The sequence below is a fragment of the Thioalkalivibrio sp. ALE11 genome, assembly GCF_000381205.1.
GTDB lineage: Bacteria > Pseudomonadota > Gammaproteobacteria > Ectothiorhodospirales > Ectothiorhodospiraceae > Thioalkalivibrio.
Genome location: NZ_KB906165.1, coordinates 130,950 through 146,605, shown reverse-complemented (window position 1 = coordinate 146,605; position 15,656 = coordinate 130,950). Strand labels below are relative to the sequence as shown.

Annotated in this window: 11 protein-coding genes and 1 riboswitch; of the genes, 4 read left to right on the top strand and 7 right to left on the bottom strand. The window is 67.1% G+C overall.

Annotated elements, in window-relative coordinates; genetic code table 11:
* Positions 1-3 precede the first annotated feature (3 nt).
* Genes F620_RS0102810 through F620_RS0102800 form a run of 3 tightly spaced genes read right to left on the bottom strand, consistent with a single transcriptional unit; the run spans position 4 to position 5,679 of the window.
* Entirely contained in the window at positions 4-2,088 is a 2,085-nt protein-coding gene (locus tag F620_RS0102810; RefSeq protein ID WP_231373859.1) for a TonB-dependent siderophore receptor, read from the bottom strand.
* Between the two features lie 11 nt (positions 2,089-2,099).
* Positions 2,100-2,663, bottom strand: coding sequence for a hypothetical protein (locus F620_RS0102805; protein WP_231373390.1), 564 nt, complete (start codon positions 2,661-2,663; stop codon positions 2,100-2,102).
* A 22-nt stretch (positions 2,664-2,685) separates the two neighbouring features.
* Complete coding sequence (locus F620_RS0102800) at positions 2,686-5,679, bottom strand: response regulator (RefSeq protein ID WP_019569370.1); 2,994 nt, start codon at positions 5,677-5,679, stop codon at positions 2,686-2,688.
* A gap of 231 nt (positions 5,680-5,910) precedes the next feature.
* Here F620_RS0102800 and F620_RS0102795 point away from each other — a divergent pair, with 231 nt between their 5' ends.
* Positions 5,911-6,597, top strand: coding sequence for a hypothetical protein (locus F620_RS0102795; RefSeq protein ID WP_019569369.1), 687 nt, complete (start codon positions 5,911-5,913; stop codon positions 6,595-6,597).
* Between the two features lie 11 nt (positions 6,598-6,608).
* On the opposite strand, the gene F620_RS0102790 is transcribed toward F620_RS0102795, so the two are convergent.
* The 3 genes from F620_RS0102790 to F620_RS0102780 are packed head-to-tail and all read right to left on the bottom strand — an operon-like array spanning position 6,609 to position 10,174.
* Complete coding sequence (locus F620_RS0102790) at positions 6,609-8,714, bottom strand: adenylate/guanylate cyclase domain-containing protein (RefSeq protein WP_026331290.1); 2,106 nt, start codon at positions 8,712-8,714, stop codon at positions 6,609-6,611.
* A 57-nt stretch (positions 8,715-8,771) separates the two neighbouring features.
* A complete protein-coding gene (locus tag F620_RS0102785) occupies positions 8,772-9,677 on the bottom strand; it encodes a M48 family metalloprotease (protein WP_018868843.1) in 906 nt (301 codons plus the stop codon).
* Complete coding sequence (locus F620_RS0102780; protein WP_231373858.1) at positions 9,677-10,174, bottom strand: SH3 domain-containing protein; 498 nt, start codon at positions 10,172-10,174, stop codon at positions 9,677-9,679. Before F620_RS0102780 ends, F620_RS0102785 begins: the two co-directional genes overlap by 1 nt.
* 222 nt (positions 10,175-10,396) lie before the next feature.
* Here F620_RS0102780 and F620_RS0102775 point away from each other — a divergent pair, with 222 nt between their 5' ends.
* Positions 10,397-11,494, top strand: coding sequence for a diguanylate cyclase (locus F620_RS0102775; protein ID WP_018868845.1), 1,098 nt, complete (start codon positions 10,397-10,399; stop codon positions 11,492-11,494).
* Positions 11,495-11,503: 9 nt separating this feature from the next.
* Here the strand turns inward: F620_RS0102775 and thiC are convergent, their stop codons facing one another.
* Positions 11,504-13,393, bottom strand: coding sequence for a phosphomethylpyrimidine synthase ThiC (gene thiC / locus F620_RS0102770; protein WP_019569366.1), 1,890 nt, complete (start codon positions 13,391-13,393; stop codon positions 11,504-11,506).
* 79 nt (positions 13,394-13,472) lie between these two features.
* Positions 13,473-13,581, bottom strand: a riboswitch (TPP riboswitch).
* An 82-nt stretch (positions 13,582-13,663) separates the two neighbouring features.
* Between thiC and F620_RS0102765 the strand changes: the two genes are divergently transcribed.
* Together F620_RS0102765 and F620_RS0102760 are read left to right on the top strand one after the other, a co-directional pair.
* Positions 13,664-14,344 carry a TIGR00153 family protein gene (locus tag F620_RS0102765; RefSeq protein WP_019569365.1) on the top strand — a complete coding sequence of 227 codons (681 nt, stop codon included), beginning with the start codon at positions 13,664-13,666 and terminating at the stop codon, positions 14,342-14,344.
* 33 nt (positions 14,345-14,377) lie between these two features.
* Positions 14,378-15,634: an inorganic phosphate transporter gene (locus F620_RS0102760; protein ID WP_019569364.1), complete on the top strand. Its 1,257-nt coding sequence runs from the start codon at positions 14,378-14,380 to the stop codon at positions 15,632-15,634.
* Positions 15,635-15,656: the final 22 nt, after the last annotated feature.

Sequence of the window (15,656 nt, the reverse complement as noted above, 5' to 3'; positions counted from 1 at the left end):
CTCTCAGTAATCGACCGACAGGGTCATCTGCACGCGGCGCTCGACTTCGGGCGCAGCGCTTTCGCGGTGGCTGGAAGTGTTGAAGCCTTGCGCCGACAGTGCAAGCGAAGCGTTGTCGGTGAACTGGTACCCGATCCGCCCGCTGAACAGGGTGTAGCTCGGGACCTCCACTTCACGCATCTCGAACGGGCTTCCACCGCTTTCCAGCAGGGAGTATCCACTCACGTAGTTGCCGTAGAGATCGAACTCCCACGGGCCGGTCGCGTAGCCCAGACGGGCGTTGATCTTGTGCCGCGAGCCGCTGTCCTCGTAGTCGATGGCCTTGACCGGGCTCCCGTCGGGACCGTAGACGGAATCGTCGAGGTCATCGCTGACGCGCAGGTAGGCGTAGCTGCCCTCCATGATCCAGTTGCGCGTGGTCCGGCTCAGACCGACCTCGAAGCCGCTGGCGGAGGAATCGCCCACGTTGGTGAACATCACGTAGGGGACCTGATCGACCATTGTGTCGGGGCGAATCCCCGGGACGCTCTTGAGGTCCTTGTTGCGGGTGTGAAAGACCGAGGTCTTGAGGCTGGCATCCCATTGCGGGATCTCCCGATCCCAGGTCAGCGCGACATTGGTGACACGGGTGGGTTCCACCTCGGGGCTGCCGGCACCCCCGGCGAGGTTGCCCATCTGGGTGATGCCGTAATCGTTGGGATCGAGCAGAAACATGAAGCTCCCCTCGATCATCGACGGCAGCTGGACCCCGCTGCCCGCCAGCAGGCGGAAGGTGTCGTTGTCCGTGGCACGGAAGACCAGACCGCTGTTCCAGCTGACCTCGTTGAGCGTAACGTCATAGTCATCCTGCTCGTACAGCCAGGTATCGGGCAGCCTGCCACTGCGCCCCGAACTCAGGCGGTCGTAGCGCACGGCGTTGTTCAGGGTCAGACGCGGGGTGATCTGCCAGTCCCACATGCCGCCCGCAGCCCAGACGTCGTAGCTCACCTTGCCGCCTTCGAACGGCAGGCTGTAGAGGACGTTCCGGCGAAACTCGCCGGTCATGCGAAAAGTATGATCGCTGGCGGGCTTGATGAGGTTCTGGACGCGTGCAACGGTAATGCGGTTGTCGATCTGGGTGTCGCCGATGAACGCATTGTTCATGTCCACGTGAGTGACGTTCTGGTAGGCCGTCGCCTCGATCAGGCCGAAGTCGGTATCGGCCCCCAGGTTCACCCGCAGCGACTGGTTGTCGTACTTCGCCTGGGTCAGGCCGTAGAACGGCAGCAGGTTCGTCTGGTCCGAACGCACGGTGGTCGCCTCGATGCCCACCTGCGTCCGGTCACTGACCTGGAAGAGTGTATCGACGGCGGCATGCCGGCGCCGCGAGCGATCCAGCCGGAAAGGTTCATCCACCGGGTGCGCATCGGTGTCGAACTCGTCGGCGCCGTAACCACCCAGCGAGATCCGGGCCCCGCCGACGTCCCCGAATTGGGCCGTGTGGGTGAGGGAAACCTCCTGATACCCGTGGTTGCCGGCGCGGACGGTCACGTTGTTGTGATCGTCATAGAGCGGGCTGTAGGTGATGATGTTGACCACACCGCCGACGGCATTGAAGCCGAACAGCGCCGCGTTGGGACCCTTCACCACCTCGATCTGCCGGATCTCGGACAGATTGACCGGCAGCGCGCCCCAGCTGGTGTAGCCGCAGTAGTCCTTGTAGACCTGACGGCCGTTAATCAGCACCAGCAGACGCTGGGAATACGGGCGGTTATAGCCGCGCACGGTAGCGTCCACCGCGGCGAAGCTGTGCCGCCAGACATCCACCCCCTGAACCTGACGCAGCAGTTCCGGGATGTCGGTCGCGCCGGAACGGCGGATATCTTCGGCGGAGATGATCTCCATGTCCGCCGGCACCTCGGTGCTGCGCTGCGGAGACCCGGTGGCGCTGGTGGTCACCGGCTCCTGAAACAGATCTTCCAGCGCACCGTAATCGATGGCCTGGGCCAGCGCCGGCGCGGGGGCCATTCCCGCGGACAGCAGGGCAACGCCAATGGCGAGCGGGCGAACGCGAAAGTCGAAACCGGAAGGGAGGGGATTAAGGTTCATAACGGCGGCCATCATCGTTCGGTGATCATCATGCGGAAGGAGGATGCAAAGCCCACATCGCTTTCCCGGGCCGCGTCGCGGCTGACGACGATCTGGACCCGCGGCTCACTGGCCACCGCCATCACGCAATGGCCCGCATCCACGCATGCCATGTCCGAAGCGATGGTGATCAGGCCGCGCCGGCTCGCAGCGGAGAAGACCTCCATGGCCTGATCGTCGGCGAGACCGTCAGCGATCAGGACGGCTTCCTGGCGGTCCAGGGCCCCCAGCTCGTCGGCTGCCATCAGGGTCGGCACGAGACGGATCCGCCCCTGCGGGCCGCCGTCGCCCATCGCATCGGCCATGCGACGCGCATGAGCCTCGGAAGCGGAATCGCCGGCGGCGTAAACCACGGCTACGGGCATGTCCCCACTGGGCCGGTGGTCCAGGAAGCTCAGAGCCCGGGTGGCCACGCGCAGGTCCCGTTCGGGATCGGCGACAGCGAGGGCCGGATATCCGAGTGCCAGTATCACGCCGCAGCAACAGGCGGCGGCCGTCAGTTTCAGGCGCCTGGCGCGCGCGTCTCTTGCTGCCACGTGACCTCCCGAGAGCGAGTCTTCATGCGTCGGTTCCGGCGGTTTCGGTTTCGGCGACGGCCGCACCCGCAGCGGCCTCCTCGCGGACCAGCCGGTTCTTGATCATCTCCAGCAGGGCCCGCCGGTCGTACTGCCCCTTGCGCAGGACCCGGAGCGTTCGTTCCTGAAGCTGACGCGCCTCGTCCGGCTCCAGGTCCTTGGCGGTGATGACGACCACCGGCACATCACGCAGCTCGGGGTCCCCCTGCATGGCCTCGAGCACGCCGAAGCCGTCCAGATTCGGCATCATCAGATCCAGCAGGAGCATCGAGGGGCGTTTTTTCCCCATGGACTCCAGCGCCTCAATGCCATCCCCCGCCGGTGCGGTGGCGATTCCTTCGCGGTCCAGGAGCCGTTCCAGGACGGCCCGGGCATCGGGGTCGTCATCCACAACCAGAACGTGGTCACCATCGCCCGGTTTGCCATGACGGTTGATGATCTGCATCAAGTGACGCGTATCCACCGGCTTTGTGACCACGTTGCCCAGGGGCAGTGCATGGGCGGAGTCGCCATCCTCGCGCTGACCCACCATGATCAGCGGGATCTCCGAAGCCCCGGGCATCTGCTTGAGCGTGATCACCAGCGTCCAGCCGTTGCCCTGCTCCATCTGGCAGCCCACCGCGATCAGGTCCGGGTGCACCTCCTCGACCTTTTTCAGCGCCTCGTCCACGGTGCTGGCGAACACCACCGAGTAGCCTTCCTCCTCCAGCCCGCCACCGATCATGCGGTAGAGGTTCTCGTCCTGGTCGAACAGCAGGAGGGTGCCGGTGCCCTCGCTCGGCTCCGGCGCCGACTCGCTGGAAACGCGCGGCAGTTCCACGGTGAAGGTGGATCCCGCACCCGGCTCGCTGCTGACGGTGACGTCTCCGCCCATCATGCGGGCGAAGTGACGAGTGATGGCGAGCCCCAGACCGGTCCCCCCGTACTTGCGGGTGGTGGAGGCATCCGCCTGGGAAAACGAACGGAACAGCCGGGCCATCTGATCCTCGCTGAGGCCGATCCCGGTGTCGCTCACGTGAAAATACAACCGGTCGGCCTCGGGGTCCGAGGCGTCCGGGCTCGTCTCGATCTCCAGGCGAATCTCCCCGTTCTCGGTAAACTTGGCGGCGTTGGAGAGCAGGTTGAACAGGCACTGACGCAGCTTGGTGACATCGGTATGCATGGTGCCGGCACCCTCGGCGCCCTCGACAACCAGCCGGTTCCCGTTCTTGCCCACCAGCGGCGTGACCATCGCCTCGACCTCGGAGGCGATCTGGCTGACTTCCTGATCCTCCAGGTACAGCTGCATGCGGCCCGCCTCGATCTTGGAGATATCGAGGATGTCGTTGATGAGCATCAGCAGGTGGCGCCCCGCGGAGCGGATCTTCTCGAGGTCGTCATCGAAATCGCTGAAGCCCATGTCCTCGGCTTCTTCCAGCAGCATGTCGCTGTAGCCGATGATGGCGTTCAGCGGGGTGCGCAGTTCGTGGCTCATGTTGGCCAGGAATTCGGACTTCGCCCGCGTGGCGTCTTCGGCGCGTTCCTTGGCCTCGCGCATCGCGGCTTCGGCCTGCTTGCGGGCCGAGATGTCCAGCGCACTGAGCAGCAGGAGTTCACGCTCGCCCAGGGTGATCCGGCGTGCGGAGATCAAGGCCCAGAACGGGCTGCCGTCGGCCCGCCGCAGCTGCAGCTCGTGATGATCCAGGAAGGCCCCGCCGGCCAGGTTCTCCCGCAGCTCCTCCCAGTCCCGAGCGTTTTCGAACAGCATCCCGACATTCTCGATATCGGGTCCGAACAGGTCGGTCAGACGCCGATTGTGCCGCTCGATGACCCCCATGGCCGGTTCGCACAGCACCAGTGGCAGGGGTGTGGCATCGAACAGTTTCTCCAGCATCTCCTCGCGTCGGCGCACGGAGTCGATGAAGTAATTCGCGGCCCGTCCGATGTCGCCGATCTCGTCGTTGCCCTCAACCGGAACCGAGGTGTTTTCGCCGCCGACACAGCCGTTCATGCCGTGATGCAGGGACTGCAGCCGGCGCACGACCCGGCGATTGACGTACTGAATGATCGCCCCCGCCAGCAGGAGGCCGATGGCCATGGTGGCGGCCAGCACCGTCATGCGCTGATCCGAGAGCTCCTGCACCTCCTCCTGCCGCGTGATCACGCTGGTTTCCAGCTCGAAGGTGAGCATCGACAGCTCGCTGACCAGACGGCCGGCGCGGGCGCGCACCGTACCGAGCTCGGCCTGCACCGCCTCCGCCTGACGCAGCTGGCCTTCGCGCGTGGCCAGCAGTCCCGTGTCGCCGTGGACCAGCCGGCGCAGATCCGCGGTCAGCTGCCGGGCCTGCGGGCGCAGTGCCGGCGGCAGGTCTTCCGTCGCGCGGACGAGGATCTCGACGCGTTCCCTGGCCTGTTCGCGCAGCGGGGCCAGGTCTTCACGCGAGTCCACCGTCGCGGCCATGGCCAGACTCATGATCACCATGCCGGCGCGTCCCAGCCAGCTCGCCGGATAATCCGGGTCATCGCGCAGACGGCCCAGCCCGCTGCGCGCCTCGCGCAGATCGGCCAGCACCGACCGCGTGCGCTCCTCGTGAGCGGCATGTTCCTCCATTACCGCCTCCAGGGCACGCACCGAGCCCATCATGTCTTCGCGCAGGAAATCGAGTTCCTCGAGGGTTGCCGGGTCCACCTGGTTGCGCGGCATCTGTTCCAGAAGGGCACCGATATCGGCGTTGTAACGCTCGATTTCGGCAAAACCGGAAGCCCGCTCGGCCGGGTCTCCGGCCGTGAGCAGACCGACCGACGTGGAAACGATCGCCTCGCTGCGCTGGACCAGGTTGCCGGTCCCCATGAGCACCGGCACCTGTTCCGCCGCCAGTTCGTCGAAACTGCTCGCGAAGCGTTCGAAGGAAACGAGGGAAACGATACTCGCAACGACCGTGACGAGTGCGAGCCCGATCAGGCCGCCACGCAGGCGACTGGCAACTCCGAAGCGCATTGAAGCATCCCTCTGGATATCCATATGGCCCGTCCGGAACCATTCCCTGATCCGGAGCGGGTGCTAATGCTGTCATGCTCCGTGCGGGATTACACCCCCGAAGCGTGAGCCTGGCGTTAGCCAGGATCAGAAACTCCGTGAAAAAGAAACCGCGGGAGCCGGGAGCGGCAGGCCCGGCGAGGCGTGATAGGCTTCACAAAAACACGGTGAAAGCGGCGGGAAGAGAAAGCGATGAGCGAAATCACCTATCGCCTGGAACGCAGTGACGGCAGCGAGTGGTGCTATCGGGTGGATATCCACCGCTCGCGGGACCCGGCGCGCCACAATGACGAGGCCCATCCGGACTGGACCCGTCTGGAATGCCGACAGTGCGAAAACTGTCCGCTGGACGCGCGCACCGTGGAATACTGCCCGGCGGCCATCGAGTTCGCCGATATCGCCCGGCATTTCGCCGACAGCCCGTCGGTGGAACGCATCCGGGGCCGCGTGGACACCCCCGCACGCAGCTATCTGAAAGAATGCGACGTCCAGGAATTCCTGCGCTCGCTGTTCGGGCTGATCATGGCCTCGGGCGCCTGCCCGATCCTGTCGCGGCTGCGCCCGCTGGCGGAATTCCACCTGCCGTTCGCCACCCTCGAGGAAACGCTGTACCGCATGGCGGGGACGTATCTGGTCCGTCAGTACCTCGACCGCCGGGAGGGCGAAGCATCGCCGGACTGGGACATGGAGGGGCTGCAGGAACTGCACCGGGAGCTGAACACGGTCAACCGTGCCCTGATGGAGCGGATACGCCTGGCATCGCGGCGCGACGCCAACATCAATGCCATGCAGAACTTTGTATCCATCACCACGATCGTCGAGATGGACATCGACGCGAGCATGAGCCAGCTGCTGGGCACCCTGCGCCAGGGGCTCTGAACGCGGCGCGGCTACTTCGCGTCGAGCTCCCAGACGCCGTCGCCGGCCTCGCCCTGTTCCAGCAGTCGCGTGCAGCGTTCGACGTAGCGTGCCGCGGGCGGGTCCTGATCGGCAATGGTCGCGAACAGCGCTCGCGCCTCCTCCACCCGGCCCTGCCTCAGGGTCTGCAGCGCCCGGGCGAAGACCTCGTAGCGCTCGGGAGCCGCATCCAGGGCCAGCCGCGCGACCGGCTCGTAGACCCGCACCGGGCGCGCCCGTCCGACCACGCGGATCTCGCCCAGCTCGCGGCAATACAACGTTTCGGGGAGCTTCCGTACGGTGCTCTCCGCGATCAGGGTGTACGTGCCGAAGACCTTGTTCGCCCCTTCCAGCCGCGCGGCCAGATTCACCGCGTCACCCAGCATGGTGTAGTCGAAACGGGTACGCGACCCCATGTTGCCGACCACCGCCTCACCGGTGTTCACGCCGATGCGCATCGCGAGATCGCGTCCGGCCCGCCCGCGCAGGCGCGGCGCCATGGCCGCCAGCCGGCGCTGACATTCGAGCGCCGCCTCCACCGCCCGGCGTGGATGGTCGGGGACATCGACCGGCGCGTTCCAGAAGGCGATGATCGCATCGCCCTCGTACTTGTCGATGGTGGCGCCACAGGCCGTGAGGATGTCGGTCATCTCGGTCAGGTACTCGTTGAGCAGCCGCGTGAGGTCATCCGGTGACAGCCGTTCGCTGAGGCTGGTGAACCCCTCCAGGTCACTGAAGAAGATGGTGAGTTCGCGGCGCTCGCCGCCCAGCTTCAGGCGATCGGGCTCCTCCAGCAGGCGCTCGATCACCTGCGGGCTGAGATACTGCGCGAAGGCCGCCTTGATGAAGCGCCGTTCACGGCCCTCGCGGGCATAGTTGTAGACCGCGGCCCCCACGGTCCCCGTCAGCCCGGCCACCAGCGGCACGACCAGGGGCAGCCAGACCCCGCCGGCATGCGCAAAGCCGGACAGCAGCACCGGTGCCACCAGGGCGAACGCAATCGCCAGGGCCGTGCTCGCGCTGCTGCGCCCCAGCCCGGCGAGGAAGGCCGGAAGAAAGGCCAGCAGGCCCACCAGCACCTGCGCCCGGGTGGCGTCGACCTCGCGCATGAAACGCCCCGCGGTCAGGTTCTCCAGCATGGTCGCGTGGAACTCCACGCCGGGCGCACGCGGATCCAGCGGCAGCGGTCGCAGGTCGAACAGTCCGGCCGCCGACAGCCCCACCATTACGTGCCGGCCTTCGAGTTCTGCGGGGTCAATCGGCGTATCAGCCCCGGCGTCGGCCGCCAGCCGCAGTTCGCTCTGGATGACCGCGGCCGCCCGCAGCCGGGTACGTTCCGCACCCGGCCGGTCGAAGCGCAGGATCAGGCGACCCTCCGGGTCCAGCGGCAGACGCCGGTCACCCACCCGCAGCGCCCGCCCGTCGTCCTCCAGCCGCAGACCGGGCGACTCCCCCGCTCCCGCAAGAAAGGCCGCCAGCCCCAGACCCGGCACCAGCTCCCCGTCGAAGCGGGTCACCGGCGGAACCCGGCGGTAGACCCCGTCGGGATCCGGGGTGATGTGCACGTTGCCCATGCGCGCCGCCGATTGCGCAAGCTCGGGCACCGGAAAGGTCGCGCGGGAAAACGCGGGGAAATCGTCGCCGCCGGCCCCTTCCACCTCCACCGTCGCGGACGAGACGGGCGCGTCCTGCGGGAACCGGTCGTGGCGGGCGGCCTCCTCGCCGTACAGCGCGGCGAAGACCGTCGGACCGAAATCCTCGGCGGCCCGCGCAAAACGGCGATCATCATGCACGCCGAAACGGGAATCGTCGGTGTAGAGCACATCAAAGGTCAGCGAGGCGGCCCCCGCACGACGGGCGAAATCGGCGATCACCGCCGGGTACTCGCGCGGCCATGGCCAGCCCTGGCCCTGGGTATCCAGCGCCCACTCGAGGCTCTGCTCGTCGACCAGGATCAGCACGACCTCGTCGTCCTGGTCCGGAGGCATCAGCCCGGCCAGCAGGCGCGCCTGCAGGTCGTAGGCCGCCCGCTCCGGACCGTCGAGCCAGCCCGACTGCTCCGCCACCAGGGCCAGCAGGACCGCCAGCAGCCCGGTCATCAGGGCCCGCCGGAAACGGCCTCCGGAGCGGGAGCTGGCGGACATCCGGAGTCGCCGTCAGAGGGCCGCGCGGAACCGCGAGAAACGCTCGGCCCGGGCCTCGCTGCGCGAGTCCGCCGGCTCCAGCCCCAGCTCCGCGATGCGCCTGGAGGGCGATGGATGGGTGCGGGCGAATCCCGGGCCCTGCGGGTCCCATTCGTCATCCATGCGCTCCAGCACGCGAGTCAGCGCCTCGGGGCGATAGCCCGTGCGCTCAAGGATGGCCACCGCGCCGGCATCGGCCTCGCGCTCGAACTCGCGCGAATAGCCATTCACGAACAGGGTCCGGGTGATGTCGTCGATGGAGTCCTCGAAGATGTCCGTCAGCTCGCGCAGATCATCGTCCCCCGCCAGCTGCGCCCCGGTCAGCGCCGCACTGGTAAGCGCCGCGGTCACGCGCGAGCTGCGGATCGCCTGCAGGCCATGACGCTCCTGCACGTGCGCGATCTCGTGCGCGAGGATGGCCGCCAGTTCGTCCTCGGTTTCCGCCAGCCGGGCCATGCCGCGGGTGATGAAGATATGCCCGCCCGGGGTGGCAAAGGCATTGAGCTCGTCGGAATCCAGCAGGCGGAAGGAATACCCCTGATAGAGGCTCGGGCGCTCCGAGTGCAGGGCCAGGACCCCGCCCAGGTTGTTGAGGTACGCCTGTGCGGCCGGATCATCGTGTACCGCGTAGTCCTCCAGCACCCGGGCCGCCACGGCGCGGCCGATGAAATATTCCTGCTCCGGGGTGAAGTCCTCCATGCTGCGCTCCGCCAGCTCACCGGTCTGGCGCAGGCTTTCGGCCTGCCGCGCATCCAGCACGCCGGTCCGGGTCCCCAGCTCGGCACCCACCGAAGCGACCGTGCGGCAACCCGCCAGCAGCGCCAGCGACAGTACCAGGAACACCAACGGCAGCAGGGATGATCCGTTGCAGACCCGCATCACTCACCCCCCGGCAGATGCAGCTCGCCCTGCTCGATGAATGCCCTCAGATCCTCGGGATCCGCTCCCCCGGCTTCCATCCGGTCGACCGGGGCAAAGGACAGGCCGCGCTCACGGCGATAGCGCTCTTCCACCTCCTCGTTGAAGCCGCGCCCGGCCAGCGCGATCTCGTCGCGGTCCGCGTCCCGTTCAACGTCGTCTCCGTCCTCCGTCAGGATCACCGGATCCCGGCTCAGCGCGGACGGGTGCAGCCAGCCCTCCTCGCCGGCCTCGCTGCGCACCCGCAGAAATCCCTGGCTATGGTCCCTGACCTCGACTCGGGTGCCGTAATCGAGATGACCACGGATCCCGCTCAGATGACCGGGCGCCTCGCGCAGCTCGGCCGAACGCACGGCCACGTCCCCGGGATCGCCGCGCTCGAAGGCCAGCGCCACGGAGCCGGGACCGGCGACGGCCAGCACGAGAAACAGCACCGGGAGGGTTCGGATTCGCAACATGGAAGGACCTCGACCGTGAGTGATTGCCCGCGACGGAAAACCCGACGGACAATGGACATTCTTCCTACCGAAGCGGGCCCACAGCGTCAACCCGCCAGGCGAGGCCATCGCTCCTGCCGGGCTGACATTTTCCGGTGAATACCCGCATCATGATGGTGGCGGGCCCATGGTGCGCCGGTGGCACACCGGCGGCGGAGGCCGGTCTCGCAACGGGGGGTCAATTTGGAGACGGAACGACCACTGCGGGCCCGACTGGATCCGCTGCACGGCGAAGACGAGGCGACCCGCCACGCGTTCTCGGCCTGGCTGCGGGCCGCGCGCATCCCGCAGGTTCGCTACATCGCGCTTCTGACCGCCGCGATGTATCTGCTGTACGCCGGTATCGAGCAGACGGTGGACGCCGACGCAACCGGCCTGCGCGTCTTCGCCCATGCCCTGCTGGTCCCGGGCATGCTGCTGGCGGTGGCGGCGATGAGCCTGCGGGCCTCCCTGCAGCGCTGGATGTGGGCACTGCTGATGATCGCGCCGGTGGTCGCGAATGCCGCCAATCTGTACCTGAACGCGGGCTCGCCGCAGTTTCTGGTGTTCGCCCCCGAGATCTACCTGAGCATCATCTGGACCTTCACGGTATCGGGACTGCCGCTGCGTCAGGCCTCGATTTCGGCCGGAACGATCGTCGCCCTGGTGATTGCCGCGACGATCCAGCTGCCGATGCCGACCGGACTGGTGCAACTGCATCTGTTCTGGATACTGGCGGCCTTCTCGTTCGGGTTGCTGGCCGCCTTCATCCTGGAACGCGCGCTCAAGGCCACGTTCCTGCAGCAGTGCGAGCTGGCGCATTCCGCGCAGATCGATTCGCTGACCTCGCTGTGGAACCGCGCGCACATCGAACAGCGGTTCGAGGAGGAGCGCGCCCGCGCCGAGCGCTACGGCCAGCCGTTCTCGGTGATCCTGATGGATATCGACCACTTCAAGGCGGTGAACGACACCTGGGGCCACAGCGTCGGCGACGCGGTGCTGCAGCAGTTCGCCGAACTGTTGCGCCAACACCTGCGCAAGGCGGACGCCGCGGGGCGGATCGGCGGGGAGGAATTCTTCGTGCTGCTGCCGCAGACCCGGGCCGACCAGGCCGTGGCCGCCGCCCGCGACCTGCAGGCCCGCATCAATGCCTTCGACTTCGAGACGGTCGGGCCGCTCACCGCGAGCTTCGGGGTGACCGAATACCGACCCGGCGAGGACCGGGTCGACACCTTCGACCGTGCCGACCGGGCCCTGTACGCGGCCAAGAAGAATGGCCGCGACCGCATCGAAGTACGCTAACGCGGCGGCTCACACCTCGCGGTAGATCTGCGCGCCCTTCTCGACGAACTCCACCGCCTTCTCCTGCATGCCCTTTTCCAGCGCCTCCTGTTCCGAAAGCCCCTGGGCCGCGGCGTAGTCGCGCACGTCCTGGGTGATCTTCATCGAGCAGAAGTTCGGGCCGCACATGGAACAGAAGTGGGCGACCTTGTGCGCTTCCTTCGGCAGGGTCTCGTCGTGGAATTCGCGTGCGCGCTCCGGGTCCAGCGCCAGGTTGAACTGGTCCTCCCAGCGGAATTCGAAGCGCGCCTTGCTGAGTGCGTTGTCCTGCAGCTGCGCGCCGGGGAAGCCCTTGGCCAGATCGGCGGCGTGGGCGGCGATCTTGTAGGTGATGATGCCGTCGCGCACGTCCTGCTTGTTCGGCAGGCCCAGATGTTCCTTCGGTGTCACGTAGCAGAGCATCGCGGTGCCGTACCAGCCGATGTTGGCCGCGCCGATGCCGGAGGTGATGTGGTCGTAGGCCGGGGCGATGTCGGTCACCAGCGGGCCGAGGGTGTAGAAGGGCGCCTCGAAGCAGTCCTCCAGTTCCTTATCGATGTTCTCCTTCACCTTCTGCAGCGGTACGTGACCGGGGCCCTCGATCATTACCTGCACGTCGTGTTCCCAGGCCTTCTGCGTCAGCTCGCCCAGGGTCTCCAGCTCGCCGAACTGCGCGGCGTCATTGGCGTCGGCCAGGCAGCCGGGGCGCAGGCCGTCCCCCAGCGAGAACGAGACATCGAAGGCCTTCATGATTTCGCAGATCTCGTCGAAGCGGGTGTAGAGGAAGTTCTCCTCGTGATGCGCCAGGCACCACTTGGCCATGATCGAGCCGCCGCGCGAGACGATGCCGGTCACGCGGTCGGCGGTCAGCGGCACGTACTGCAGGCGCACGCCGGCGTGGATGGTGAAGTAGTCCACGCCCTGTTCCGCCTGCTCGATCAGGGTGTCGCGGAACAGCTCCCAGGTCAGGTCCTCGGGCTTGCCGTCGACCTTCTCCAGCGCCTGGTAGATCGGCACGGTGCCGATCGGCACCGGCGAGTTGCGCAGGATCCACTCGCGGGTCTCGTGGATGTTCTTGCCGGTAGACAGGTCCATCAGGGTGTCGCCGCCCCAGCGCGCGGACCACACCAGCTTCTCGACCTCTTCCTCGATCGACGAGGAGACCGCCGAGTTGCCGATGTTGGTGTTGACCTTCACCCGGAAGTTGCGGCCGATGATCATCGGCTCGAGCTCCGGGTGGTTGATGTTCGCGGGGATGATCGCGCGGCCGCGGGCGATCTCGTCGCGCACGAACTCGGGCGTGATCTCCTCGGGGATCGAGGCCCCGAACGACTCGCCGGCGTGGCTTCGCAGCAACTTCTGGTAGCGCGGGTCGGCGCGCAGCGCCTCGAGGCGGTTGTTCTCGCGGATGGCGACGAACTCCATCTCCGGGGTGATGAGGCCCTGGCGGGCGTAGTGCATCTGCGAGACGTTCGCCCCGGCCTGCGCGCGGCGCGGCGGGCGGATGTGCTCGAAGCGCAGGCTGGCCAGTTCCGGGTCGGCGGCGCGAGCACGGCCGTACTCCGAGCTCGGGCCGTCCAGCCACTCGGTGTCCGCGCGTTCGTCGATCCAGCCACCACGCAGATCCGCCAGGCCCCGGTGCAGGTCGATGGTCGCCTCGGGGTCGGTGTAGGGGCCGGAGGTGTCGTAGACCGGGATCGGCGGGTTCTCCTCGGGGGTGCCGGAGGTCATCGTCGGCGTCTGCGCGACCTCGCGATACGGCACGCGGATATCCGCGCGCGAACCCTGGACGTAACGCTTCCCGGAGTTCGGGAACGGGCGGGTGACTTCGGCGGAGACCTCGGCGGTCTTGCGGGCAAACGACTCGGGGATGGCGCTCATGATCGGACCTCTGCTGCGACGCGTGAGGCGAAGGGAGCGCGGGCAGGGCGATCGCGGGGGCAGGAACCCCGGGTGCAGCGGACCGTTGACCGAGCTTCCCTCCGCCGGTGTTAACCGGTTCAGGTTCAAGGGGACTCTCTCAGCCCCCTCGTCGCTCGCGACAACGGGGGGCACCCCCAGCTCATAGCCGAGTGTAACGCAGAGCCGCCCGGTAAGCACGGCGGGGTCGTTTGCGATAGATTAAAGGTCTGTGACACTCTTCGCGCCGCCATGAGCCCCAAGAACTTTGTCTTCGAGCTGTTCGGCCGGTCCCCGGTGCGCCCGCTGCAGGCGCACATGGACAAGGTCCGTTCCTGTATCGCGGAACTGCCCCTGTTCATTCAGGCGGTGGATCGCGAAGACTGGGATGCGGCCCGCACCCATCAGGAGCGCATCGTCGAGCTCGAACACGACGCCGACCGCCTGAAGAAGGATCTGCGTCTGCACCTGCCCAAGGGCCTGATGCTCGCCATGTCGCGCCGCGACGTCCTCGACACCCTCCTCATCCAGGACCAGATCGCCAACAAGGCCAAGGACATCGCCGGGCTGATGCTGGGCCGCCAGATGCGTTTCCCCGACGACATGCAGGAGCCCGTGCAGCGGTTCCTGCAGCGCAGCGTGGACACCGTCGACCAGGCGGGGCGTGCGGTCAACGAACTGGACGAACTGGTGGAAGCCGGTTTCCGCGGCCACGAGGTCGAGGTCGTCAACCGCATCCTGCAGAAGCTCGACAGCCTCGAGCACGAGGCCGATGACGCCCAGCGCGAGGTCCGCGAGATGCTGTTTGCCCGGGAGACGGAGCTGCCGCCGGTGAACGTGATGTTCATGTATCGCATGATCGACTCCATTGGCGATCTCGCCGACCTGGCACAGCGCGTGGGCAGCCGCCTGCAGCTGATGCTGGCCAAGTAACCACCCGACACAAGACGAGGCTCGGGAGACGGCATGGAATACGGCATTGTGCTGCTCGCCCTCGCGGTCATCTTCGGTCTGTTCATGGCCTGGGGCATCGGCGCCAACGACGTGGCCAATGCCATGGGCACCTCGGTGGGATCACGTGCCCTGACCATCCGCCAGGCGGTGGTGGTGGCCGGGGTCTTCGTGTTCGCCGGTGCATGGCTGGCCGGGGGCGAGGTAACCCAGACCATCCGCAGCGGGATGGTCGATTCCGATCTGCTGGCGGACAGCCCGGACCTGCTGGTGTTCGGGATGCTGGCGGCCCTGGCGGCGGCCGGGACCTGGCTGATGGTCGCGTCCTATTTCGGCTGGCCGGTCTCCACCACGCATTCCATCATCGGCGCCATCATCGGCTTCGCGGTGGTCGGGCTCGGGTTCGAGGTGGTGCGCTGGGAACGGGTCGGCACCATCGCGGCGTCCTGGGTTCTTTCGCCGATGATCGGCGGCGCGATCGCGTTCGCCCTGTTCCGCAGCGTGCAGCTCCTGATCCTGGACACGGTGGACCCGCTGAAAAACGCAAAGCGCTGGGCCCCGCTGTACATCTTCCTCACCGCCTTCGTGACCGCGCTGGTCACCATGTTCAAGGGGCTGACCCATGTCGGCCTCAATTTCACCACCGTACAGAGTTACGGCCTGGCGATCCTGATCAGCCTGATCGTGGTGGCGTTCGGCATGCTGGCCATCCGCCGGCTGCGGTTCGAGGAGATCCCGGCGGACGAAAACGGCTCGCACTTCAGTGACGTCGAGAAGGTCTTCGGCGTGCTGATGGTGGTCACCGGCTGCGCCATGGCCTTTGCCCTGGGCTCCAACGACGTGGCCAATGCGGTGGGCCCGCTGGCCGCGGTGGTGGACGTGATCCAGACCGGCGAGGTGGACCCGGAGACGCTGGTGCCGATGTGGGTGCTGCTGCTGGGCGGCTTCGGGATCGTGTTCGGCCTGTTCACCTACGGCCACAAGGTGATCGCCACGGTGGGCACCGGCATCACCCAGCTGACCCCCAGCCGCGGCTATGCCGCGACGGCGGCCGCGGCCGCCACCGTGGTGCTGGCCTCGGGCACCGGCCTGCCGATCTCCACCACCCACACCCTGGTGGGCGCGATCCTCGGCGTGGGCCTGGCCCGCGGGATCGCGGCGATCGACCTGCGCCTGGTACGCATGATCTTCATGTCGTGGATCGTGACCCTGCCGGCCGGGGCGATCCTGGCGATCCTGTTCTTCTACGTGCTGCGCGGCCTGCTCGGCTGAGGCCCGGGCCGGGCCAGGAACG